Here is a 26,240-nt window from a genome sequence, read left to right on the forward strand (position 1 = left end):
CCAGCTCTGAGAGAGCTTAGCTTAGAAATTTAAATTAGAAACTTCATATCAATCGTTTTAATAAAATATATTAAGTTAACTAAGCCAACATCCCACCATCAAGGGTAAACGCATGACCATTCATAAAGCTGCTCTCATCGCTAGCTAGCCATGCAATCGCGCCAGATACTTCATCGACATCTCCCAAACGGCGCATTGGGCTGGCTTTGATGGTGGCTTGCTGGGCACGCTCGTCCATTTTTGCCATGGTATTACGCACCATTGGCGTATCGATAAAGCTTGGACATACCGCATTAAAGCGGATATTGACACGGGCATATTCATGAGCAGCAGACTTGGTCAGCCCCATCACGCCATGCTTGGCCGCGCTATAAGCTGTCAGCAGTGGCGCTGAACGTAAACCAGCAATGGAGGCGACATTAATCACATGACCGCTGCCATTGGGCGCCATACAAGTAACCGCAGCGCGCATACAATGCCAGACGCCTTTTAGATTAACCGCGATATTACGATCAAAATCATCGTCGCTTAGCTCATGCATCGGTGCCGGTTTATGGTCAATACCGGCATTATTTATCACCACATCAAGACCGCCAAGCGTTTCCATAGCAAAAGCAAATAGCGCCCGCACTTCATCGCCGTTAGTCACATCGACTTTTTTAAAGACGATACTATTACCAGCATCTTGCCCTTGCTGAGCAACAGTAGCGCCCATCTCTTCCGCCAAATCGCCAATGACAACTTTCGCACCGCGACTGGCTAACAATAACGCACTTGCCGCACCGATACCAGATGCACCGCCGGTGATTAAAATACGTTTACCAGTGACGTCTGATGCAATTCCATTTGTATTCAGTGTCATGATTTATCCCTCTACCTTAAGTACCAGTTTACCGAAATTCTCACCTTTAAATAGCATAATCAAGGTATCAGGGAAAGTCTCTATACCTTCAACGATATGGTCTTTCACTTTAATGTCGCCCGCTTGAATCCAGCCTGCGATGTCTTTCATCGCTACCGGATACTCTTTGATATTATCAAAGACGACGATGCCTTCCATACGTGCACGATTGACCAATAAGGACAAATAGTTCGATGGCCCTTTGACTTCTGTGGTGTTGTTATATTGGCTAATTGCACCGCAAATGACGATACGCGCATGCAGATTAATTTGCGTGAGGACGTCATTTAAAATATCGCCGCCTACGTTGTCAAAGAAGACATCAACACCATTTGGACACGCTTGTTTTAAGCCTTTTTTGACATTCTCATTTTTATAATCTATAGCCGCATCAAAACCCAGCTCATCGACTAAGAATTTGCATTTCTCGCTACCACCTGCGATACCGACGACGCGGCAGCCTTTTAGTTTGGCAATTTGTCCAACCAAGCTACCAACCGCACCAGCAGCACCAGAGACGACGACGGTCTCGCCAGCTTTTGGTTGACCAGTTTTTAATAAGCCAAAGTAACCGGTCATACCCGGCATACCGAGCACGCCTAAGTAATAAGATGAGGGTGCAAGGTTTGGATCGACTTTATGTAGTCCTGTGCCATCGCTGACTGCATAGGACTGCACGCCATTATGTCCTACGACATAATCGCCGACGGCAAACTTTTCATGCTTACTTTCGATGACTTTACCCACCGTTCCTGCGCGCATTACCTCGCCAATCTGTACCGGTGGTATATAAGATTTGGCATCGTTCAGCCAACCACGCATTGCCGGATCCATCGAAATATATTCAATTTTTATCAGTAGCTCACCGTCTGTGATAGTCAGTAGTTCTGACTCAGTATAATCCCAAGTATCCGCACTCGGCGCGCCAACAGGTCTTGCTTTTAAGCGCCATTGTTTATTAATCTGTTTGTTATCAGCTGTCATTATTTATTCCTTTAAAATTGTATAAAAGTTATTGGTATCGTTTGCTCGAAAATCGTTTGTTTAAAATAAGCCAAATATATTAAAAAGCGTTCTTCTGGGATAAATTTTTCTCGCTTGCTGTGCGCTTTGCACTCTAGAGGCTTCGAAAAATTTACCCCAGCATCACTTTTAGCATCCTATTAGTAGATATTGTTATGTTAAAAACTTACCAAACAGTCTCTTAAAACCATTCTGCTTGCATATTGGTACAGACCGCATTGTCATTATTTAGCAGCTCAATATCGCGCTTGATTAACGGCAATTCCCAGTCGATAAAGTATTTTGCTGCTTGGATTTTTCCATGATAGAAGTTTTGCTTATCGACGTCGGCCGTATCATTTAATAATTGCTCAGCTTTACTCGCTTGGCGAATCCAAATCCAACTCACTACGATGGAGGCAAAGATATTCATCAAGGCCTGCGCATTACCCGTCAGCGTCATGGCTTTTTCCGTTTGTAGAATTTTGCTTAAATGCACGAGCACTTCATGTAAATGACCCATATAAGGCATCAGTTTGCCAGCAAGTTTGGCGGTTTCGGGTGTACTGATACTTTCTAAATCTTCGGTAATTTCACGTTTGAGAATTTGAATACCGAGTCCGCCTTTTTGCCATAACTTACGAAATGACAAATCTAGTGCCTGTACGCCATTTGTGCCTTCATGAATGGGATTGAGACGGTTATCACGCCAAAACTGCTCGGCTTGATATTCACGTGTATAGCCTGCGCCGCCCAATACTTGAATACCTAAATCATTGGCTTTGGGGCCATATTCAGACGGCCATGCTTTGAGTACTGGCGTCAGCAGGTCTAGCAACTCTGTCAATTCATTTTTTAACGTGGCATCTTCACAGGTGTTGATACGGTCAATCAGATTTGAGCCATATAGACAGAGTGAAATACCGCCCTCGCTATAGGCTTTTTGCGCAAGGAGCATACGTTTGACATCACCATGCTGAATGATTGCCGTTGCCGCATCTTCGGGCTTATTATTCGGTGCGATTCTGCCTTGCGTTCTGTCTTTGGCATAATCGAGCGAATATTGATAACCGCGATAGCCAATCATCGCCGCACCAAAGCCAACTGCGATACGCGCTTCGTTCATCATCTTAAACATGTAGCGCAAGCCGAAATGCTCTTCGCCGATAAGGTAGCCATAGCACTCGCCTACATCACCGAAACTTAACGCCGTGGAAGTCGCGCCTCGATAGCCCAGCTTATGAATAAAACCCGTTAAATGCACATCATTGCGCTCGCCAACCGATAAATCATCATTTAAACGGTATTTTGGTACGGCAAATAACGAGATGCCTTTGACACCACCAGGACCACCCGGCACTTTGGCTAAGACCAAATGCACAATATTATCAGACAATTCGTGATCGCCTGCTGAGATATAAATTTTGCTGCCTTTGACGCGATAGCTGCCGTCGTCCTGCTTTACTGCCGTGGTTTTGATATCGGCAAGCGATGAGCCGGCATGTGGTTCGGTTAATGCCATGGTGCCGGTAAATTCACCCGTTAGCATGCGCGGCATAAAGGCCTGTTTAATCTCATCACTAGCGAAATGTGAGATAACATTAATCGCCGCCGTGGTCAAAAACGGATAAGCCGTCGTTGATGGATTGGCCGCCATAAAATAGCCTGCTACCGCCGTCATAACCGTTTCAGGTAATTGCATGCCGCCATCGTCAAAACTATAACGACCAGCGATAAAGCCCGACTCACGAAATGCATCAAAGGCGACTTTTACGTCACTTATCATGCTGACTTTTTTGCCGTCAAACTGGGGCTCGTTTTTATCTGCCACATGGTTATGGGGCAAGAATAAATTGGTCGCGATTTTATTGGCGGTGTCCAATACTGCATCGAAAGTTTCGCGGCTGTGTTCTGCAAATTTTGGATGCTCGGTTAAATGCTCAGTGCCCAATACATCATATAATTGAAACGGTAATTCAAAGTCATTGATAAGTGTATCTGCTGCCATAGTGTTCTCGTTAACTTATGAAATTTAGTGATGCATTGATATTAAGCTAATTTATTGCCTTGCCGTATTGTCATTTATGACATAATTATGGTCAAATAAGACATAAATAACACTTATTCTTAGAAAAATTAGATGAAAAACGTTATTTTTAATAAGCGTTTCTAAAGGAAATCACACAATCATGCCCTACTTCAAACCTTTTAAAGTCATCATTGTCGGCTTCGATGGTGTACTTGGCAGCGCTTTGACAGGAGCGCTAGATTTATTTTCATTTACTGGCGTCAGCTGGCAGCGCTTTTTGGATGAGGAAGTAGAGCCTAGATTTAATGTGCAGATTGCCAGTCTTGGCAGCGTTGATATCAGATGTAGCAATCGCTTAATTATGCAAGCGCATTGCGATATTCAGGAAGTCACAGAGTGCGACTTACTATTAATCCCAACGATTGGCGATTCAATCGATAAAGTATTGAGTCAAAATAGTGATTTAATTCCGCATTTGCAGCGACTGGCGAATACCAAAGCGGATATCGCCAGCAATTGTAGCGGCGCGTTCTTTTTAGCAAAAGCAGGCTTGCTCGATGGCAAAGTAGCGACCACCCATTGGGGCTATGCCAGTAAGTTTAAGGCGGATTTTCCATTGGTTGATTTGCAAGAGAATCAATTTGTCACTCAGTCAAAAAGCCAGTCAAAAGACCAATCTGGCAATATATTCTGTGCGGCAGGAGGAAGCGCCTTTTATGACTTGGGACTATTATTAATCGAGCGTTATTGCGGGCGCGAGATTTCTACCCAAGTGGCAAAAACTCAGATTATCGATAGCAAACGGGGCAATCAAAACAGCTATACCAATGTGACGTTGCATAAACCGCATTCAGACCAGCTGGTTAAACAGGTACAAGAATTTATCGAAGAGAATTTTAGGCAATCTATGCAGGTGAGCCAGTTAGCAGACATGGTGAATATCACCCCGCGCACCTTAAATAGACGCTTTCAATCTTGTGTTGCTATGCGCCCGATTGAGTATATTCAAGCGGTGAGAATTGAACAGGCAAAGCGTTTGTTAGAATTAGGAGATGTGACGATTAAATCACTCGCTGAACAAGTTGGCTACGATGATATTTCATCATTTACTCGCTTGTTTAAACGCGCTACTGAACTGACGCCGAAAGAATATCAGGATAAATTTTCACGCTTGGCGATTTAACTCTATAGTAGATGTCTTTTGAAAGTAATACGTTGCTGCAGCAACTTTATCACAGCAAAAATTTTTATAGACCTAAATTTTATTGCCACAAGCCTTCCATATGAATGGCATCTGCTTTAATCGTTGGATAACCACTAAATACTAACTGATAGCCACCGAAGTTATTGGCGCTGATTTGACACGTCGCACCTAATGGAAAACTGTGCTTTTGACCAATATGACCAAAGTGCATGCCATTATAAATCGGTAACCCTGTCAGCTGATGCAATTGACGAATCACGGTGGCGACATCATAACGCTTGTCATAACTGTCCTCACCGCTGCCTGATAACGCACCAAACACAATCGCTTGCTGACCTTTAAACACACCTGCTAAATACAAATCATATAGCATGCGCTCGATACGATAGGCTTGCTCGCCGACATCTTCTAAAAATACAATACCGCCGTCAATACGTGGCAAATATTCACTACCTGCCAGCGCTGACACCACACTTAGATTGCCGCCCCAAATAGTGCCCGTTAAAGTTTTTGGCTCAGAGCTTGCCAAGACACTCGGTAAATTCGGACTGGTTAACGACGCATCTTGTATATTGATAGCCAAATTGGGATTGGTTAATGCTTCTGCAAACTGTCGGCAGCTGACTTGGTCGGGTTTGTTTTTACCAAACTCACTATAGAGCATCGGCGCGGCAAGCGCGCTCATCTCTCCTTTTGCCAATAATGCGCACTGAATCGCCGTCACATCACTAAACCCTGCAAGTATGCTGCCGCGCTCCTTCATAATGCGCCCCAGCGTCGACCAATCAACCATTGGTAATAGACGCACAGCACCATAGCCACCGCGCACCCCGAGCAGTAATTTTGGCGCGGTAATAGCACCCGTAGCAATGTTTTGCAAATCACTCGCGCGCTGCGAATCTGTACCCGCAAAACGTAAATACTGCCGTTTGGTAATCGCAGGATTATCAACTTTAAAACCTGCACAGGCCAAGCGCTCTAACGCCAATTCATTACGCTCGTCACTACCACCGACATTGGAGCTGGCAAAAAGCCGCGTTTCTATACTTGGCGTAATACAGCGGGTATTCGGTTGCAATATTTCGGGCGATACGTTTTGTGCGGCTTCTTGTGACGTCAGCGCCGTTGGCAGATCATCTTTGGTAAGCTGCGTACTTTTATCTTGCTGAATAGTATTGGCAGCAAGCGCCTGAGTCATGCTTTGAGTTGCCAATAGTCCTGCCCCGGCACTGATACCGACTTGACGTAAAAACTGGCGACGATTTAATCCAGACGTCGTGTCATTCGCTGTATGAGCATCTTTACTTTTAGCATTTTTTAATAACTCACTCTTGGAAACCATCGCTCGCTGCTACCTTATCTTTTTTATATTAATCTACTTTTGAATTATCTTTATCTTTGCAACCTATTTGCTTAAACATCACAGCTGCGTATTGTAAACGGTTTGCAAGTAAAAATAGTTGCCTAACCCTTGCCCATATTTACTTTTTCGCTACTCTATACACTAAAAACTCAAGCAAATTAAACCTATCCATAATACGCAATATTGGCGCATGCCACGACTTTGTTGTAGTATGAAGACATCACATAAAGACATTAATTGCGCTTAAATAAGGATAATAATAATGGCTGACAAAGCGACTGATAAGCAGGAAAAAGATGACATCTTAGATGCCGATTTAGAGTACCTCATTCATGAGGAAGAAAAACTGCAAGAAAAGCTAAAAGATAGCAGCCATCTTGAGCGTTTTGCCAAGGATTTGATGCTATTTATGAGCTTGATTAAAGATTATTACAAAGGCAATTATCGCGATATTCCCTACAAAACCATTTCAGCGGGCGTCGTCGGGCTGCTTTATACTCTCAACCCGATTGATATTATCCCAGATTTTATCCCTTTTATCGGGCATATCGACGATGCGCTGGTACTCACCTTTTGCTTAAAACTTATCGAAAAAGATTTGCAGAAATATCAGACGTGGAAGCAAAGCCAAACAGCGGTTAAAACCGCTACCAACTTAAAGAAAAAGAATTAACTGCTGATAAGCTATGCTACTGAAAATATAAATGAGAAAAAGCCACGACCGATAATGCATTTATCAGCCGTGGCTTTTTATTAACCGCTAGCAATTTATCTATACGGGTTAATCTGGCACTTCATAATTGGCTTTTTCTGGATTCAGACCAAATGAATACACAAAGGTAGCAACCAAGCTATTCACAATAATAAAAGGCAAGTCAACGGCAACGTGTCCAAGCAAATAGCGACCGATAAGCCATGAAATAATCAGCATAATAATAAAAAATCCGCCAAGATAGGCTAAGATTGCTGGATGCTTAAGATTATAAGGCTGCTCAGGTTTTGGCTGTTTATCTAAGATATAGGTTCTGACTGCCCAACCCGCTGCATAAGAAAATCCGCCCAACACCACATAACTAAAAAAATTCATATTGCCTGACTCTAATGACGTATTTGTTGATTACAGAAAGCTTTAATGGTTTATAAATAACTTTATTCGCTTATTATCATACCCGATAACGGGCTATTTATATAAAGGCTTCTCTATAGTTTTACTGGCTACTCTCATTCACATTATCAATTACAATATTTGAATGAGGATTGGCTAAAATATCCGTATTAACCTCGTCACACTCGACACGATAAATGGTATTGGCACCGCGATAAATATAGGACAAATACTCACTATCAAGTAGCGGATCGATATTGGCATAGACAGGCTTCACATGCGCCAGTACCAACACTCTGTCTGGACGCCCAATGACCGCATCGACATTGTCAGGGTCAATAGAGAAATACGTGGGTATATCGCTATTTGCAATCAGCTCTAACGGCTCAGCATCATCCCAAACGCGCTTAGCGCTTGCCGGCTCTTTCATCTGCATCACCCACGCCCCATCCTGTTGGCTGACTTTTATCTGCGCAGGCTCGTCATGACTGACAGTATAGCAGCCTTCAAATATGGATAAATCCGCTGCCGGCTGCATCTGTTTAGTATCAGCTGGCGTATTGCTATCATTGCAAGCACTTAAAAACAGTGCGCTACTGACTGTGATAGCGACCATCAAGGGCGGCCATTTTTTATAAAACACGTTTGGGCGTACGGACATCATAGGGTTATCCTGCATTTGCATATAAAAAGCTGATATTGAGCGTCTGACTGTTAAAAATAATCAAAAAAAATAATCAAATCGTGCCATCGCACTACAATCGCACTACAATCGCAGCCATTTTAACAGAAAACCACCGCGTTATTATTATCATCACTACTATCATCTGTGCTTTTACGATTTTGTGCATGCCAGCTGCCTATAGCTGGGATAGATTTGCTATACTCAAACCTAAAATATATCGGGCTAGCTGGTGTAAAAATAGCACTACCGAAACCGCCCTGCTCCACGTTTACCATTTATTAGGTCAATACGCTTTTATGTCAGACACTTCTACTTCAGCGCAGTCATTTAATATTAATAACGCCATAAATCCGTTGGCCGCGAAACCCAATACGACAGTTGCTTATACCGACGGTGCTTGTAAAGGCAATCCGGGTGCCGGCGGCTGGGGCGCGCACCTGATATTTAGCGATGGTTGTACGCAGGATTTATATGGTGGTGATAAAGAAACGACCAATAATCGCATGGAGCTGATGGGCGCGATACAAGCACTGACCCACAGTCCGCATGAGCACAACCTTGAGATTTGGACAGACTCAAGCTATGTCAAAAAAGGCATTACCGAATGGATTGAGGGTTGGAAAAAAAGAGGTTGGAAAACGGCAAGCAATAAACCCGTCGCCAACCAAGACCTTTGGCAGCGACTAGATGAGCTGTGCCAGCAGCGTGATGTTGATTGGCATTGGGTTAAGGGTCACGCCGGACACGCGGGCAACGAAAAAGCGGATGAGCTAGCAAATTTAGGCGTGACCTCTAACAGTGAAAGTGCTGCCCTAATCAACTCGCAAGAGACTGCTAAAAAAAAAGAGCAAATAGTGACCGATAATACCCTGAACGCTAGCGATGATTGGCTAAAATTTGATCCATTAGGTTTTGATATGATGGATGATGAGCTTGATGCAGAGTTATTAGACAGTCAAACAGACAGTCAAAACCATCATGATACGATGATAACTACAGATGCTTTAGCTGCAGAAAATAGCAATGAGCACCATGCTACCAAACCAATAAGCGATACAGTGATGCCAGACACCAGCACAAATAACCAAATAGCAGATATAACAGCTGATATAGAAACCAGTAGCGAAGCCGATACGCCAAAATTTGATGGTGACACCAGCCGTGCCAACCCGTATTTTATACCGCTGCTACCCAAACCTATCCATCGTCATGAATCTGACCGCCAGCTTATTATGGATACCGAGACCACAGGTCTTGATCCAATGAAGGGTGACCGTATTATTGAAGTCGGTATTGTAGAGATGGTCGGGCGTAAATTTACCGGTGAAAAGCTCCACGTCTATATCAACCCGCAGCGCGGTATGGATGAAGAAGTTATCCGCATTCATGGTATCTCTGAGGCGTTTTTAACCGATAAACCAACTTTCGATCAAGTGGCTCAGGCGCTGTATGACTTTATGGACGGTGCCGAAATCATCGCTCATAACGCCACCTTTGATATGAACTTCTTAAATATGGAGTTCGCCAAAGTTGGCATGCATGACTTTGCGGAGCGCGTCCAAGTGACCGACTCACTGGTGATGGCCAAGCAGCAATATCCGGGGCAGAAAAACACCCTAGATGCCCTCGTGCGCCGCCTAGATGTCGGTAAGCAAGACCGTACTTTCCACGGGGCATTACTTGACTCAGAGATTTTAGCTGAAGTTTATTTGGCAATGACCGGCGGCCAAGTCACCCTTGCTATCGAGGACGACACCCAAGCCGATGGCGGACATACCGCCCATGCAAGCTTTGCTGATTTGGCCAGTTTATTAATGACGTCAAGCAGCAATGAGAGCGCCAATCAAAGCTGGTATGCGGCGCTTGCAGAGGATTATCCTGCGCTTAAAGATAAAATGTAGCCGTTATAATCCCCATCATTAAAATCGTTTTTATTATTAAAATAACCTATTATACTAGCGGTTAAGTAAGTTAGTCTTGATTATTATGACAATAAGCGTTAAAACCTTATTGATATTATTTTTAATTGATCATAAACCATTGCTATTTTCATCAGTACGTCATGGAAAAAAACAACTATGAACCATTCTACGCAAATGAAATTAACCGCCCCAACCTTGAGTGTGACTGATTTTAACCTGCCATCACTGCATTTATTGCACGATGAAATTAAAGTCATCTTAAAAGATACTGAGATTCATTTGGGCGAATTTAATGATGATAATAGCCAAGCACCTTTATTATTAGACTCTATTATTGTGTTAAAACAGCTGTCTTGCATTTTTGAGCTGATTGCTCTGGCAGGTGCAGAGGCGCTCAACACCGCTATCGCGCATGGTTTACAGCAGCTTTATGATAGCGGTGATAATAGCGATACGGCGTTGATTATGGACTTATCAGAAGCCATTATGACGCTTGATCGTTATATTGAGTTTGTCTTATTGACTGAGTCAGTAGAGCCGACTTTACTACTGCCTATTATTAATAAGCTCAATGCTCACGGGCAAGAAGCCCCAATCGCCGCTGATTATTTTTCAACCTTTGGTAGCAGCAGCGTCATTATTGCCAACCCTGAAAACAACTTTCAATCGCTGCAAGAGCTCAATCTTGATAGCGAATTATTGACTTACGCTTATCGTAGTGGACTTGGTGTTGCGTTGTTAAATCAAGACGGCAACGTGAGCGACGATGAGCAGAAAAAACTCGATGCCATGTCTGCAGCTTGCGCTTTGATAGCCGCAAACTCTAACCGTTTGTTTTGGCAAGCAGCAACTGCTGCCGTGGCGGATATTGCCAGCATCTTACCGCTGAACTTAAGCCAAAAACACACGCTTATTTATTTAGAGCAGCAGTTCCAAAGCTATCTGCCCGTAATGGATACACGCTTTGCAGACTTGGTCAGCTTTGCTTGCCAGCGCGATACAGCAGAGGCTAAAATCCTACGTGAACAATATGCTGCCAATCAGTTAGAAACACCGCAACTTGAGCAAATGGCGCGCTTCTTATTTGGCCCTAATCGTGCTTTGACGGACACTTTAAACACCATTATTCAAGCACAAATCAATAATATCAAAGAGAATGTCGATAGCTACGCACGCGGTGATTCTATCAATCCTGCCGATATGCAAACCTCGCAAATCACTGAGCAGCTGACCGAGCTGAGTTCAGCGTTCCGCTTATTAGGCTTAGCAAATGCTGCAAACAGCTTGAGTACCGCAGCGGAGGCAGTGAGCAAATGGCGCGCGCCTACGCCAGAAGATTTTGACCATTTATTATTGGCATTGATGCACGCTGAAAATGCCACTATCGCCATGGCAGAAATGCACACCCCAGGGGCAATTTATTTGCCTTTGAACAATCCACATATCTCATTACATCAGCTGAATACCGCCTATGATACGCTGATACAAGAAAGCCGTACCGCCATTGCCAGTGCCGAACAAGCCGTCAATGACTATTTGGCTGAACCTGAGCGTGATATCCTTAATATTCAAAACATTCCTGAAATGCTGCGTCAAGTGTCAGGTGCGGTGCGCTTTTTACAATTGCCAACCCCCGCTAGCATGCTCAGCCAATTAGCGAGTTATTTGCAGCAGCGTATTGATAGTGGCGCACGGATTGATGATGGTACCTTGGCTTATATCGCCGATGTCATCATGGCCGTTGACCATCATTTAGATGGCTTTGAGAATAATCGTCCCGTGAGTAAACAGGCGCTAGATGTCGGGCAACAAAGCTTAAGCCAGTTGCTTGCTGCCTAATAGCTCGTTTATTCGGTAGTAGATAGGTAGCTAGTTTATTTACTTACTGAGTTATCATTTAACTGTCCACTTTAAACAGACTCATATCGATACGGATATGAGTCTGTCTTTGATTGTTTGGAAACTTATCCTATGACCCACGCCTTTATACTTCGTGACGAGACGGTTTTATGTCGTCAAACGCCCAATGGCTGGTGGCCTGTACAGGTTCAGTTACCAGATTCGGTTAATGATACAGCGTTAAACACTCATGACATTCATAACAGTCATAACATGCAGCCAGCTTATCAAGTTGGACGAGTCACGCTCCTTGAAAGCTTAGCGCCGACTCATTGGTTACCTAATGATGAGGTAAAAAGCAGCACGCTCAGCATTGATAGTACAGATAGCGATAGTTTGGCTGATTTTGAAACCGATACTGCCAATACCTTTACATCACAAGCGGCCATTGCCATCACTTATGACTACGCCATCGGCCATCATATTGACTTATCTAGAATTTTAGAAAGTCATCATGTAGAAAATAGCAGTCCAGACACTGATACTTGCGCTTTTATTGCGTATCGTCTGCTTATCACGCAGCTGCCATTCGCGTTATCTGACCAACTTAGCCAAGCCATACAGTTATTACGTTGGCAAGCAGATACGCAGTTTTGTAGTCGCTGCGCCGCTCCCGTGGTACATGCCGCAAGCGCTGAGCGCGCGATGGTCTGCCAAGCTTGCCGCTTACGTCAGTATCCACGTGTGCAGCCGTGCGTTATTACTGCCATTACCCGACCGAATCCGCAAACGGGTGAAATGCAAATATTATTGGCGCACCATCACCGTTATGGGCAGCAAAAAACGCCTCAACAAGCGCTACAATATGGTTTGATTGCCGGTTTTGTAGAAGTCGGTGAAAGCTTAGAGCATGCGGTGGTACGCGAAGTGGCAGAAGAGGTGAATATTAGCCTCAAAGATATTCGCTATGTCAGCAGTCAACCTTGGCCGTTTCCGTCTAATTTAATGCTTGGTTTTCGAGCCTCTCATGCTGGCGGTGAAATCGTGATACAAGAAGATGAGCTGTCACATGCCGATTTTTTTGACCTGTCAGATTTGCCAAAAATACCGTCAAAAGGCAGCATTGCTTATGCGCTGATTGCCCAAATTGCTCATGAACAAGGCATCTCACTTTAATGGATATTTAATTCATAAGGGCAAGATGTCTTTTTATAAATATAGATGTTCTTAATAAATAGCGCTATTACCCTATTTATTTTAATATCAGCATCTAGCATTGATATAAAGGTTTTACATTAAATGCAAAGCACCATGAATAAAAACAGCAGTCATATCCGTCTCACTAATCTACCTATTTTGTTCGATAGCTTGAACATAGAGAGCTTGCCTGCCGCCACCCAAGCAAAGATTGCGCGCATTGACGCCTGCTTACCGCAAACCCAATGCGGACTTTGTGACCATGCTGATGGCTGCTTGCCGTACGCGGTGGCAATTGTTATCGACAATGAGCCTCATAATAAATGTGTACCCGGTGGTCAGCCGGTGACCGATGCGATTGCACAAATCATCAATCAAGATAGTAGCGATACACAAACCTTTAGCGCTGAGCCGTCAAAATGGCCAATAGATGTAAGCTCGCAGCGTCCAGTAGAAGTGCGCGCGGTGATTCGAGAAGATGATTGTATCGGCTGTACCAAATGCATCCCTGCTTGCCCTGTTGACGCCATCGTCGGGACTGGCAAGCATATGCATACTATTTTTACGGATTTATGCACAGGCTGTGAGCTATGTATCGCGCCCTGCCCGGTTGATTGCATTGACTTGGTCACCGTTGAGCGTACCCTATCAACAGCTGAGCGCACGCTTGAACAAGAGGATTTGCGCCAGCGTTATCATACCCATTTAAGACGCGTCAGTGAGCAATTGGCGGATAGCAGCAATAGCAAACCTGTGGTCAGCATGGTGGAGGCAAAACTGAATAATGCCGCCAGTCAATCGTTGAATATCAGTGAAGCACAAGCAAAAAACACCATTGCAGCGGCAAAGCTACGCAGTAAAATCAAGAAGTTAGAAAAGCAGCTTAGCCTGCGTCCAAATGAGAGCAAACAAGCAGAGCTTAATGAATTAAAAGCTGAGCTTGCACAACTTTAATAGCCAATATCTACTCCTGACTAACCAATGAAAAAAATAATGGTAACAATACCATGAGTAAAACCGTTAAGCATAAAACTGCCGATACCCCGCCATCGAGGCGTATGCCCAATCGTGATGTGCGTCCGTTTTTTGAGAAGTTGGCTGCGACGATTGATGAGCCAGTAACTGAGCTCAATTATAACAGTAACTTTGAGCTGCTTATCGCGGTCATATTATCGGCACAGGCGACCGATGTCAGCGTCAATATTGCCACCAACCAGCTTTATCCGGTAGCGAATACGCCTGAGTCCATTTTGGCATTAGGCGAAGAAGGACTAAAAGCATATATTAAGAATATCGGCTTATTTAATGCCAAAGCCAAAAACGTCATTAAAACCTGCCGTGACTTGATTGAGAAATTTGATAGCACCGTCCCTGATAACCGTAAAGACTTAGAGTCTCTAGCGGGTGTCGGGCGGAAGACGGCGAATGTGGTGTTAAATACCGCCTTTGGGCAGCCGACGATGGCGGTTGATACCCATATCTTTCGCGTCGGCAACCGTACGGGACTTGCCACGGGTAAAAATGTCTTAATCGTTGAAAAAAAACTGCTCGAACGTATCCCAGATGACTTTATCGTTGATGCACACCATTACTTGATTTTGCATGGGCGCTATACTTGTCAAGCTCGCACCCCAAAATGCGGCGCTTGTCCTGTTTATGAAGAATGTATGTTTAAGGATAAAGCGGCGTTTTTAGAGCTTTAAAGGCTTTTAAATATTTAGAGCTTTAAAGACTTTTAGAGCCTTAAAAACTTTTAAACATCTCCTTTCTAAACACTTCGGCTTAATACTTTAATTTAAGGAAGCAGAATGCAGACCCTGACCGCACTCGTATTTGACGACTTTGAAACCTTGGACTTATTTGGACCTATTGAGCTATTTGGTAGTTTACCTAACGATTTTCGCATTCAGTTTGCGTCAATGAAAGGTGGTATCATTCATAACCATCATGGTGTTGCCTTACAAACTGTCGCAGTAGCAAAGTTAGCCCAGCAAACGGATATATTATTGGTCGTCGGCGGTAAAGGTACACGTGCACTTATCAATGATAGTAAGTTTTTGCAGACCCTGACTGTGCTTGCTGATAACGCTGACTGGGTACTTAGCGTCTGTACGGGTAGTGCTTTATTGGCGAAGGCAGGCATTTTAGACCATAAACGAGCCACGTCAAACAAGCGTGCTTGGCAATGGGTAACCGAACAATCAGATCAGGTTGATTGGATAAAGCAGGCGCGCTGGGTGGTAGATGGCAAGTTTTATACTTCTTCAGGTGTCACGGCTGGCATGGATATGGCGCTTGGTTTTATTGCTGATAGACAAGGTCGCGATAGCGCAAAAGAAGTCGCTGACTATACAGAATACCGCTGGCAAGAAGACAGCCGCCTCGATGATTTCTACAATTGTTAGCCGTCATGGCTGACACTAGAGTTTTACCTCGATTCACGGTAAAATATCATAATTTTTTGATTCACTTTTACCTTCTATTTTCCGTTAACATTTAATAATGACTGATTTTATATATTACAGTCCCTGCAATTAAGCGATCCCACTATGCGCGAATATAATTTATTTACCTCAGAGTCTGTGAGCGAAGGCCATCCAGATAAAATGGCTGACCAAATCTCAGATGCTATCCTTGATGCCATTTTACGCCAAGATTTACATGCCCGTGTGGCGTGTGAAACGCTGGTTAAGACAGGCGCGGTCATACTAGCAGGCGAAGTCACCACGACTGCCAATATCGACGTTGAACGTATCGTCCGTGATACGGTAAATGGCATCGGTTATCATCACTCAGACTTGGGCTTTGATGGCGAGACCTGCGCCGTTATTAATATGCTCGGTAAGCAATCTCCTGAAATTGCTCAAGGTGTCGATCGTAGCGATCCTGAAGAACAAGGTGCCGGCGACCAAGGCTTAATGTTTGGTTATGCCAGCAATGAGACCGAAGTATTGATGCCAGCGCCTATCGAATATGCCCATCGCTTGATGGAGCGTCAATCTGAGCTGCGCCGCGGCGGTGAGCTGCCTTGGTTACGTCCCGATGCCAAAGCCCAAGTTACCCTCAAATACGACGGTAATAAACCGGTTGCCATTGACGCCGTGGTTTTATCAACGCAACATGATCCAAGCATCTCGCAAGCAGACCTGCAAGAAGCGGTAATGGAATCCATTATTAAGCAAGTATTGCCAGCAGAGTTATTGCATGCCGGTACACGCTATCATATCAATCCAACGGGCAAATTTGTCATTGGTGGTCCTGTCGGTGATGCTGGTCTTACCGGTCGTAAAATCATCGTTGATACTTACGGCGGTATGGCACGTCATGGTGGCGGTGCATTTAGTGGTAAAGATCCTTCAAAAGTGGATCGCAGCGCTGCCTATGCAGTACGTTATGTGGCCAAAAACATCGTCGCTGCCGGTATTGCAGATCGCTGTGAGTTACAAGTGAGCTATGCGATTGGGGTTGCTGAACCGACTTCGATTTCAATTAATACCTTTGGTACTAACAAAATCAGCAACGATGAAATCATTAGCTTGATTCGTAAGCATTTTGACCTACGTCCTTATGGTATTACGCGTATGCTGAACTTATTGCAGCCGATGTACCAGCAAACGGCAACCTTTGGTCACTTTGGTCGCCAAGGTTCTGAAACCGCTTTTACGTGGGAAAAGACTGACAAAGCGGAAATCTTAAAAGCAGATGCAGGTTTATAAGCCTGACGTTAGACTTTTTACTATTTTATCCATTTTTTAGATTTATCCAGTCTTTACCCTTATTAAGTTTAAAGACTGGCGTGATATATTTAAATTTACTTACCCTTATTAGGAGTCGCTTATGTCTCAAGACAATATGCCAAACAATGCCCAAAATGATGATATTGATTCCGCTCTTGAAATCACCCCTGAGATGCAAGCGTTTTATCAGCGTGCCGATGCGATTATTGGCGTGGCAAACAGTCAACTAGGTCCTGAAGCGCATTCAGGTCAAGTAGGTGCGTCACTGCTTTATGCGGCGGCACGTTATAGTGCGTCAGTTGCCTCGATTGGCTTTGTAAAGGGTGATGATTTCGCTAAAGAAAAAGACGATATCGTTGAGTTTTATACCAAACAATATCGCCAAATGCTAAGCGACAACTTGACCGACTACGCACAAAACTTTGATAAGTACGTACAGCTTAATAAAGATGATAAACCTGCGCAGTAAGCTTTCTAAAAGCTCACTCAAGTAATTTTATTAAGAAGTAACATAAATAACCCAAGCCTTATAAGCTTGGGTTTTTTTATCTGTTTTGCACTAGATGACTGAGCATAAATCCTTTACTATCAAATATCTTACGAGCAAATGTTCTATGATTAAATACTAACCTTTGCATTGATGATAGACTTTTTTAACACAAACTTTTGATGCAAAATGAATAATTAAAAGCACGTATACATAAAATATAAGGATATTTATTATGAGCGCTCTATCTAAACCATGGCTATCTCTATTAAAGCCTTCTACCCTCGCCCTATCAGTAGCCATAACCTTTACGCTCGGCTTAGCGGGTTGCAACAATATCAGCCCTAACTCTAACTCAAGCCCTATGCCTGATAACACAGCTATTCAGCCGCCCGCTTCTAATACCAGCCAACCTCCAAAAGGAATCGTTGCCCAGTGTCCAACCTTTGATCCCGAAAAAACCATGTGTACGGCGCAATACGATCCGGTCTGCGTAAAAACACAAGTGGGCTCAGTGATAAGCTATCGCACGGCGGGCAATGCCTGCTCCGCTTGCAGCACCCCTGAAGCAATCAGCTATGTAAAAGGCGAATGTTCATAGTCAATGTCTAAAACAGTAACGCTGATTTTCAAATCATATCGTTAAATACCTATCATTCTCTAGACACGCATAAATTATTAAACGCCCATAAAAAATCCCAGCTTAACACTGGGATTTTTTATATTTTTACTGCGACTGTCTGTTAGCAAGCTTGCTATGAACATTTGCTACATAGCTTTTAATTATAGCTATTACTCATCACTAGTCATCAGTCGGCTTTAGACTTGGTGGTCCGGTTAATAATTCCTCATCGCGGAACTCATTGGCTGAGTTATGCTCGGCAGATTCTTCAGTGATAAACCACTGCTGATTACGATAAAGTATCAATCTATCACGGCTCAAGCCCCGCAGTAATGAATACATCATAATGACAATGACCACGGCAAATGGAAAGCCCGAGACAATAGAAGCAGCTTGTAGCGCACCCAAACCGCCTGCAGCTAATAGCACCGCCGCGATAACCCCTTCCGTACCTGCCCAGAATAAGCGCTGGATTTTTGGTGGATTGGTATCGCCGCCTGAGGTCAGCATATCAATCACAAAACTGGCAGAATCTGATGAGGTGACAAACCAAAGGACAATCATCACCACGATAAGCCCGTTCAGCGCTGCCGTCAGCGGATACGACTCCATTAATTTGAAAATAGCACTACCGGTATCCGCACGCACTGCTTCAACCAGTCCAGGACTTACCATATTTGGGTCAACTGCCGCCATCAGCTCCATATGCACTGCTGAACCACCAAAGGCGGTGAACCATAAAAACAAAATGGTAATAGGGATTAATAATACCCCTAAGATAAACTCACGAATGGTACGACCACGAGAAATACGGGCAACAAATACCCCAACGAATGGTGACCAACTAATCCACCATGCCCAATAGAATACTGTCCATGATAATTGCCAGTTTGCTTCACCTTCATACGATTCCGTCCACAGCCCAAGCGGAATCACTTGATGTAAATAGTTACCGATATTCTCAAAGAAGCTGTTAAAGATAAACTGGGTTGGACCCAAAATAATCACAAAGCTTAATAGCACAATGGTAAAGAAAATATTGATATCACTTAAACGCTTAATGCCTTTATCAAGCCCCATCAATAGTGACAATCCTGCCAGCATAGTGATAAAAGCAATCAAGATAATCTGCACGGTGATGTTATTTGGAATACCAAATAAACTCTCAAGCCCTGAGTTAATCTGTAGTACCCCAAGACCTAAAGTCGTGACCACACCAAACATGGTGCCAAATACCGCCAGCGTATCAACGATATGACCCATAGGACCATAGATTTTTTTGCCCAGCAATGGATATAAGGTTGAGCGAATGGCCAATGGCAAACCACGGCGATAATGAAAATATGCCAACGATAACGCCACCATGCCGTAAATTGCCCAGACATGCAGACCATAATGCAAGAACGAGATGTTCATCGCTTGCTTGGCCGCGGCAATGCTTTCAGACTCACCTAAGATCGGTGCCATAAAGTGATATAGCGGCTCAGCTGTCCCCCAGTAGAGCAAGCCAATACCAATGCCTGCCGAAAACAGCATGCCAATCCAAGAAACAATATTGTACTCTGGGGTCTCGTTTTAGTGACCCAACCTAATATCACCATAGCGGCTAAATATCAGATAGATACTCATCACCAACGTTAAGTTGACCACCATGATAAAAAACCAACCAAAGCGCATCGATACAAATGCCTTCGCTTGGCCAAACACTTCGCTTGCCAATTCATTAAAAAAGGCACCGAAGATAATAAACGCGAGGAGTAAAATCGCTGAGGTTAAAAAAACAGGTTTACTTACCCGCGGGAAAGGGCCCAATCGGCCAACTTTAACGTGATCCAGTCAGTCGTCTCAATTTTTTAGGACGCCAACCTTAACGAGATATTTACAAACCATCAAATCCGGTCAGTCATCTGTTAATGGGCAAAATTAAAAATCCTAAGATAACGATGCATCTTAGGATTTTAAATGACAATTATTATATTGTTTATTTAGGTAAAATAAATATAAGCTAACTATATGATTCAACGTATAAAAAATATCTTTGATACGGCGATATTCAGCCTATTAATCACCTTTCACAATTTTAGGCGGACCTTTTAATAGCTCTTCATCCACAAACTCATTGGCTGAATTATGGTCGGCTGACTCGTCAGTAATGTAACGCTGCTGGTTGCGATATAAGATAAGACGGTCGCGACTCATGCCACGTAACAGCGCATACATCATCACAAATATGACCAAAGCGAAGGGCAATCCTGCCACGATGGCCGCCGCTTGTAATGCTCCTAATCCACCTGCCGCTAATAAAATTGCCGCAATCACGCCCTGCATAATGGCCCAAAATAAGCGTTGGATTTTGGGTGGATTGGTATCGCCACCAGCGGTCAACATATCGATGACAAAGCTGGCCGAATCTGACGAGGTCACAAACCAAAGTACAATCATCACCACAATCAATAAGGTGATAGGTTTGGTAAGCGGATAGTATTCAACCAATTTAAAAATGGCACTACCGGTATCCGCTTGCACCGCGGCGACCAATCCTGGACTGACCAAATCAGTGCTAATAGCGGCTAATAGCTCCATCTGAATCGCAACGCCACCAAAAGTTGTAAACCAGAAAAACAAAATCGTCATCGGGATAAGTAGCACGCCAAATACAAACTCGCGAATGGTACGACCACGGCTGATACGCGCAATAAATACGCCGACAAATGGTGACCAGCTGACCCACCATGCCCAATAAAATATCGTCCAAGCGCTTTGCCAATCAGTGCCACTATAGGCTTCACTCCACGTCGATAACGTGACGATGTTTGCCAGATAGTTGCCAACGTTTTCAATAAAGCTGTCAAAGATAAATAAGGTGGGACCCAAAATCACCATGAAGGCCAGTAGAATACCGGTCAGCCCCATATTAATATCACTGAGGCGCTTAATCCCTTTATCAAGACCTAGCATCAGCGAACCACAAGCCAGTGAAGTTACGAAGGCAATGATAATAAACTGTACGGTCAAGGTATTAGGAATACCAAATAGACCCTCTAGACCCGAGTTAATCTGCATAACCCCAAGACCTAACGAGGTCACAACCCCAAACATCGTCCCAAATACCGCCAAAATATCGACGGTATGACCCCATTTACCATAAATCTTTTGCCCGAGGATAGGATACAAGGTTGAGCGAATCGATAACGGCAAACCACGGCGGAAGTGAAAATAGGCTAACGACAGTGCCACGACGGTATAAATCGCCCATGCATGCAGCCCCCAATGCAAAAACGACAGATTCATCGCTTGCTTTGCCGCCTCTACAGTCTGTCCCTCACCAACGGGCGGTGCCATAAAGTGGTATAAGGGTTCCGCTGTGCCCCAATAGACCAATCCAATCCCGATACCCGCCGAAAATAACATCGCAATCCATGAAAACAGGGTATATTGCGGTTGTTCCGTCTGCTTACCTAAGCGAATATCACCGTAGCGGCTGGCGGCAAGGTAAATACAGAAAACCAGCGCCACGTTGAATAAGATGATAAATAGCCAGCGGAATTTTTCGGCAATAAAGTCCTGTAAGAAGCTAAAAAGCGCTGCTGCAGTTTCAGTAAATAACGAGCCAAAAATGATGAAGCCGACAATTAAGATGCCTGATGTGATAAATACAGGCTTATTTACCCTTGGAAATGGGCCGAGCTTACCTACTTTTACTTCGTTCATTCGCTAAAACCTCATATTTAAGAAAGGTCACCTTAACAAACTAACCTTTAACTATCAATTAACTACAAAATAAACTCAATAAAGATATTTTTTTGGTGACAATTTGCTTGGCTATTTTAAATCTCGATTTAGACATTTTAATCAATTATTCAGTTGGATTATTTAGCCAGCTATTAATGCAGGCCATTAGATAAATCACTAATTCGGCAATAATCGCAGCAGCCTACCTTTAGCGCCATCTTCTAATAACCATACTTGCCCATCGACGTTTAAGACGCCACGGATACGTTCACCCACATCATAGCGATAGCGTTCTGCCGCTCCGTTATTTTTCTCAAAACTCACCACGATGAGCGCTTTTGATGATAAGCCACTGATGAGTGCATTGCCTTGCCACGCTGGAAAGTCATTATGTTTACCGGCCTGATAAATACTCATAGAAGAAGGTGATATAACGGGCGTCCAAGTAATTTCAGGCGCTGCAAAATCAGGACGTGTATCGTGATCCGGAATATCGGTTCCTGTATAATTACGGCCATTCGAAACGATTGGCCAGCCATAGTTCTTACCTTTTTCAATAAGATTAAACTCATCACCGCCGCGTGGCCCCATTTCATGCGCCCAAAGTCTGCCTTTGTCATCGAAAGCCATGCCAAGTACATTACGATGACCCGTGGTCCAAAACTGGTCAGCGATATCATTATTTGTATTCATAAAGGGATTATCGGCTGGCACTGAGCCATCAGGATTTAATCTGATAATTTTACCCAAATTAACGCTCATATCCTGCGCTGGGGTTTTTTCTTGGCGCTCGCCTGAGCTGATATATAAATACTGCCCGTCAGGTGAAAACAGTAAGCGATGGCTATAATGCCCCTGCCCTTTCACTTTCGGAAATTGCTCCCAAATGGGCGTCATAGCTTGCAAGCTTGGCCTGTCAGTATCTGACCCCGTCAATGTCGCTTTAATGACTTTTGCACCGAATTTATTACTATCAGCGCCCTTGCCTGCTTCAACGTAGCTAAGATATATATTATTAGAGGTAGAAAAATCTGGCGCAAGGATAATATCGCCAAGACCACCCTGCCCGCCATAAGCCACTTTCGGTATCCCACTGACTGTTGTTTTCGTACCTGTTGCTGTATCAACAATCAATAGCTCGCCTGTCTTTTGGGTCACAAGCAGTTTGGCTGCTTTACTATTGACGGTAGGCAACGCGGTCATTGCCCAAGGTTCATTAAAGGTGGTCACGGCTTTCGTTGCAAAGGTAGGTTTTTCCATATTTGCTATGGATGCATCAACAGAAGCTTGCCCTTCTTTATACTCGCTCAGATCTTTATTGGTATTGACGGCTGAAGGATTAGAGCACGCAGAGACACTAAACAGCAGTGCGGTAAGAGTCAACGGTAATGTTATTAGCCTATTTATCTGTTTTTTATGGTTCATCATCCTGATGTCATCTCCCTTAATTTTGTTGCATTCTTATTTGCACTATAATTATTTATAGCATAATCAAAGTACGGGCAAAGTATAACAACGGTAAAATAATGCTTGCACCAAACGCAAAAACCCCTTATCCACCCATGTAAAATATAGGCAAATAAGGGGTTTGTTTTAAAGCATAACCGTCATTTAGCGACAGTCATTTAGCATTTGCTGTTAGCTCATTCTAAGCTTATCAAAGGTCAATTTATCATCGGCGCTCACATCGACTTTGATGATATCACCGGCGACAAAATCACCCGCCAGCAGTTTCAATGACAATGGGTTTTCGATCTCTTGCTGGATAGCACGTTTTAGTGGACGCGCACCATAAACCGGATCGTAACCAACTGCCACCAGCTTGTTCATCGCATCGGCTGATAGCTCGATATCCAACTCACGCTCATGCAAGCGCTGACGCAAGCGATCCAACTGAATCGCCGCAATACCTGACATCTGCGACATACCGAGCGGATGGAATACCACAATCTCATCGATACGGTTGACGAACTCTGGGCGGAAATGCTGTCCAACTGACTCCATCACCTCAGCTTTGATATCCTCGTAGCTTTCGCCGACCATTTCTTGGATTTTATGCGAACCCAAGTTACTGGTCATAATGATGACGGTGTTTTTGAAGTCAACCACGCGACCTTGCGAGTCCGTTAAGCGACCATCGTCCAATACTTGCAGTAAGATATTGAACACATCAGGATGGGCTTTTTCGACTTCATCAAACAAAATCACACTATAAGGCTTGCGACGTACCGCTTCAGTTAATGCCCCACCCTCTTCATAGCCAACATACCCTGGAGGCGCGCCTACCAAACGACTGACGCTATGCTTCTCCATATACTCACTCATGTCGATACGAACAATCGCATCCTCACTATCGAACAAGAAGTTTGCCAGTGACTTAGTCAGCTCAGTCTTACCGACCCCAGTAGGCCCTAAGAATAAGAACGATCCAGAAGGACGATTCGGATCAGACAAACCTGCACGGCTACGGCGTACCGCATTAGCGACTGCTTCGACCGCTTCATCCTGACCAATGACGCGCTCATGGAGTTTTTCTTCCATCGCTATCATCTTGTCACGCTCGCCTTGCATCATTTTGCTGACCGGAATACCAGTCGCAGCCGCCACGACCTCGGCGATTTCATTATCCGTGACCTTATTACGCAGCAGTTTGATACCACTATTTTCACCAGTCTGCTCTTTTTGCTCGGCCAAATCCGACTCATGGATACGGCGCTCTAACTGCGGAATGGTTTCATACTGCAGCTTACTCATGGTCTCGTAATCGCCTTCACGACTGGCTTTATCATAAGCAATACGCGCTTTATCGAGCTCGTCTTTTAACTGCTGACTGCCTTTGACCAGTGCTTTTTCTGCTTGCCAAATCTCATTAAGATCAGCGTACTCTTTTTCAAGCTCTTCAATTTGTGCATCAAGCACTTTACGCTCTGCTTGCGCACCAGCGTCTTCTTCGTTTTTGAGCACTTCGCGCTGCATTTTTAACTGAATGAGACGGCTATCAAGTTTGCCAAGTGACTCAGGCTTGCTGTCCATCTCCATCCGCAGACGACTTGCCGCTTCATCAATTAAATCAATCGCCTTATCTGGCAGCTTACGATCGGTAATATAGCGATGGCTCATGCGCGCGGCAGCAATAATCGCGCTGTCTTGGATATCAACGCCGTGATGCAGCTCATAACGCTCTTTTAGACCACGCAAAATCGCAATGGTATCCTCGACCGTTGGCTCATCGACCAGCACCTTTTGGAAACGACGCTCAAGCGCGGCATCTTTTTCGATATACTGGCGATACTCATCGAGTGTTGTCGCACCAACGCAATGTAACTCACCGCGAGCTAACGCAGGTTTTAGCATATTACCAGCGTCCATCGCGCCATCGGCTTTACCAGCACCGACTAACGTATGCAACTCATCGATAAATAAGATGACATTGCCTTCTTGCTTTGATAAGTCGCTAAGTACCGCTTTGAGTCGCTCTTCGAACTCACCACGGAATTTTGCTCCCGCAATCAATGAGCCTAAATCTAACGACAACACTTCTTTGCGGCGTAGTCCTTCTGGTACATCACCATTGATGATTTTTTGTGCCAAACCCTCAATAATAGCCGTTTTACCAACACCCGGCTCACCAATCAGTACAGGGTTATTTTTGGTACGGCGCGATAGTACTTGAATGGTACGGCGAATCTCTTCGTCACGACCAATCACCGGATCAAGCTTACCAAGCTCCGCCTGCTCAGTTAAATTAATCGTATATTTATTCAACGCATCACGCTGATCTTCTGCATTTTGATTGTTCACCGTTTCATCACCACGTAATTGTTCAATGACTGCTTTTAACTTACTTGCCGTTACGCCAGCGCTTTCAAATATCTTTTTGGTGTCACCTTGTTCAGCAAGTGCCAACATCACCCATTCAGTGGCGATAAAATCATCACCTTCTTTTTGTGCTTGACGATCTGCCAAGTTCAAAATCTTAACTGAGTTTGGGTTTAAATTAACGTCGCCGGTCGGCTCACTAATCGTTGCTTGATTGTCGAGCGCTTTTGCCACGCCGTTTTTTAGCGCAGGAATAGACGCGCCAGCTTGCTGGCAAATAGACAAGTTAGACTCATCTTGCAGCAATACGGCAAGCAAATGCACAGGGTCGATACCTGTATGGTCGCGCCCTAACGCCAGACTTTGTGCTTCTTGAATGGCAGATTGCAACTTTTGGGTAAACTTCTCGAATCTCATATTTGTTTCCTCTTATAATTAATAATATTTTATATCTGATAGTAGCTGCGGCTTTTTATAAGTATTAAGGTGCCGTAAGCTTTTCGTTGTTATCTATATCGGGTTTGTTAAGTAGTATTTCAATGTTAATTTAACTGTTCTGAGTAATATTTAGTGGCTTATGAGCGTCAGTTGCTTTC

At 44.0% G+C, this 26,240-nt stretch carries 20 protein-coding genes and 1 pseudogene; 11 read left to right on the forward strand and 10 right to left on the reverse strand.

All coding sequences use genetic code 11. The features are described 5' to 3' along the window. Positions 1-79: 79 nt before the first annotated feature. The 3 genes from ACP7AA_RS09715 to ACP7AA_RS09725 form a co-directional block, all read right to left on the reverse strand. Positions 80-862 carry an SDR family NAD(P)-dependent oxidoreductase gene (locus tag ACP7AA_RS09715; RefSeq protein WP_426223436.1) on the reverse strand — a complete coding sequence of 261 codons (783 nt, stop codon included), beginning with the start codon at positions 860-862 and terminating at the stop codon, positions 80-82. A gap of 3 nt (positions 863-865) precedes the next feature. Then, positions 866-1,885: an NADP-dependent oxidoreductase gene (locus ACP7AA_RS09720; protein WP_426223437.1), complete on the reverse strand. Its 1,020-nt coding sequence runs from the start codon at positions 1,883-1,885 to the stop codon at positions 866-868. A 220-nt stretch (positions 1,886-2,105) separates the two neighbouring features. Then, on the reverse strand, positions 2,106-3,911 hold the full coding sequence (locus tag ACP7AA_RS09725) for an acyl-CoA dehydrogenase (protein WP_426223438.1): 1,806 nt from the start codon (positions 3,909-3,911) through the stop codon (positions 2,106-2,108). Between the two features lie 181 nt (positions 3,912-4,092). Here ACP7AA_RS09725 and ACP7AA_RS09730 point away from each other — a divergent pair, with 181 nt between their 5' ends. Beyond that, complete coding sequence (locus ACP7AA_RS09730; RefSeq protein ID WP_426223439.1) at positions 4,093-5,115, forward strand: GlxA family transcriptional regulator; 1,023 nt, start codon at positions 4,093-4,095, stop codon at positions 5,113-5,115. A 79-nt stretch (positions 5,116-5,194) separates the two neighbouring features. Here the strand turns inward: ACP7AA_RS09730 and ACP7AA_RS09735 are convergent, their stop codons facing one another. After that, complete coding sequence (locus tag ACP7AA_RS09735; protein WP_426223440.1) at positions 5,195-6,478, reverse strand: LD-carboxypeptidase; 1,284 nt, start codon at positions 6,476-6,478, stop codon at positions 5,195-5,197. Between the two features lie 283 nt (positions 6,479-6,761). Between ACP7AA_RS09735 and ACP7AA_RS09740 the strand changes: the two genes are divergently transcribed. Beyond that, positions 6,762-7,172, forward strand: coding sequence for a YkvA family protein (locus ACP7AA_RS09740; protein WP_201565337.1), 411 nt, complete (start codon positions 6,762-6,764; stop codon positions 7,170-7,172). A 108-nt stretch (positions 7,173-7,280) separates the two neighbouring features. On the opposite strand, the gene ACP7AA_RS09745 is transcribed toward ACP7AA_RS09740, so the two are convergent. Both ACP7AA_RS09745 and ACP7AA_RS09750 read right to left on the reverse strand, forming a co-directional pair. Then, on the reverse strand, positions 7,281-7,586 hold the full coding sequence (locus ACP7AA_RS09745) for a hypothetical protein (protein ID WP_201565338.1): 306 nt from the start codon (positions 7,584-7,586) through the stop codon (positions 7,281-7,283). Between the two features lie 121 nt (positions 7,587-7,707). Then, on the reverse strand, positions 7,708-8,268 hold the full coding sequence (locus ACP7AA_RS09750) for a hypothetical protein (protein ID WP_426223441.1): 561 nt from the start codon (positions 8,266-8,268) through the stop codon (positions 7,708-7,710). Positions 8,269-8,585: 317 nt separating this feature from the next. On the opposite strand from ACP7AA_RS09750, the gene dnaQ reads away from it, so the two are divergent. From dnaQ to ACP7AA_RS09795, 9 genes are all read left to right on the forward strand, one after another. After that, on the forward strand, positions 8,586-10,190 hold the full coding sequence (gene dnaQ / locus ACP7AA_RS09755) for a DNA polymerase III subunit epsilon (RefSeq protein ID WP_426223442.1): 1,605 nt from the start codon (positions 8,586-8,588) through the stop codon (positions 10,188-10,190). 177 nt (positions 10,191-10,367) lie between these two features. Then, entirely contained in the window at positions 10,368-12,050 is a 1,683-nt protein-coding gene (locus ACP7AA_RS09760) for a hypothetical protein (protein ID WP_426223443.1), read from the forward strand. 132 nt (positions 12,051-12,182) lie between these two features. Continuing rightward, positions 12,183-13,226 carry an NAD(+) diphosphatase gene (gene nudC, locus ACP7AA_RS09765; RefSeq protein ID WP_426223444.1) on the forward strand — a complete coding sequence of 348 codons (1,044 nt, stop codon included), beginning with the start codon at positions 12,183-12,185 and terminating at the stop codon, positions 13,224-13,226. Positions 13,227-13,349: 123 nt separating this feature from the next. Then, on the forward strand, positions 13,350-14,201 hold the full coding sequence (locus ACP7AA_RS09770; protein ID WP_426223445.1) for an RnfABCDGE type electron transport complex subunit B: 852 nt from the start codon (positions 13,350-13,352) through the stop codon (positions 14,199-14,201). 53 nt (positions 14,202-14,254) lie between these two features. Then, positions 14,255-14,950 (forward strand): endonuclease III, encoded by a 696-nt coding sequence (nth, locus tag ACP7AA_RS09775; RefSeq protein ID WP_296175675.1) that lies wholly within the window; start codon positions 14,255-14,257, stop codon positions 14,948-14,950. Positions 14,951-15,055: 105 nt separating this feature from the next. Further along, entirely contained in the window at positions 15,056-15,652 is a 597-nt protein-coding gene (locus ACP7AA_RS09780; RefSeq protein ID WP_426223446.1) for a DJ-1/PfpI family protein, read from the forward strand. A gap of 144 nt (positions 15,653-15,796) precedes the next feature. Then, positions 15,797-16,963 (forward strand): methionine adenosyltransferase, encoded by a 1,167-nt coding sequence (gene metK, locus ACP7AA_RS09785; protein WP_201563554.1) that lies wholly within the window; start codon positions 15,797-15,799, stop codon positions 16,961-16,963. Positions 16,964-17,099: 136 nt separating this feature from the next. Further along, positions 17,100-17,453 (forward strand): DUF3144 domain-containing protein, encoded by a 354-nt coding sequence (locus tag ACP7AA_RS09790; protein WP_426223526.1) that lies wholly within the window; start codon positions 17,100-17,102, stop codon positions 17,451-17,453. Between the two features lie 253 nt (positions 17,454-17,706). Further along, positions 17,707-18,072, forward strand: coding sequence for a hypothetical protein (locus ACP7AA_RS09795; protein ID WP_426223447.1), 366 nt, complete (start codon positions 17,707-17,709; stop codon positions 18,070-18,072). Positions 18,073-18,273: 201 nt separating this feature from the next. On the opposite strand, the pseudogene ACP7AA_RS09800 reads toward ACP7AA_RS09795, so the two are convergent. From ACP7AA_RS09800 to clpB, 4 genes and pseudogenes are all read right to left on the reverse strand, one after another. After that, positions 18,274-19,929: pseudogene (locus tag ACP7AA_RS09800) on the reverse strand (BCCT family transporter). A 225-nt stretch (positions 19,930-20,154) separates the two neighbouring features. After that, positions 20,155-21,804 (reverse strand): BCCT family transporter, encoded by a 1,650-nt coding sequence (locus ACP7AA_RS09805; protein ID WP_426223448.1) that lies wholly within the window; start codon positions 21,802-21,804, stop codon positions 20,155-20,157. A 198-nt stretch (positions 21,805-22,002) separates the two neighbouring features. Then, complete coding sequence (locus ACP7AA_RS09810; protein WP_426223449.1) at positions 22,003-23,253, reverse strand: PQQ-dependent sugar dehydrogenase; 1,251 nt, start codon at positions 23,251-23,253, stop codon at positions 22,003-22,005. Between the two features lie 210 nt (positions 23,254-23,463). Beyond that, positions 23,464-26,061: an ATP-dependent chaperone ClpB gene (clpB, locus tag ACP7AA_RS09815; protein WP_201565089.1), complete on the reverse strand. Its 2,598-nt coding sequence runs from the start codon at positions 26,059-26,061 to the stop codon at positions 23,464-23,466. Between the last annotated feature and the right edge of the window lie 179 nt (positions 26,062-26,240).

This window comes from Psychrobacter sp. DWR1-2-3 (assembly GCF_049896465.1).
Classification (GTDB): domain Bacteria; phylum Pseudomonadota; class Gammaproteobacteria; order Pseudomonadales; family Moraxellaceae; genus Psychrobacter; species Psychrobacter maritimus.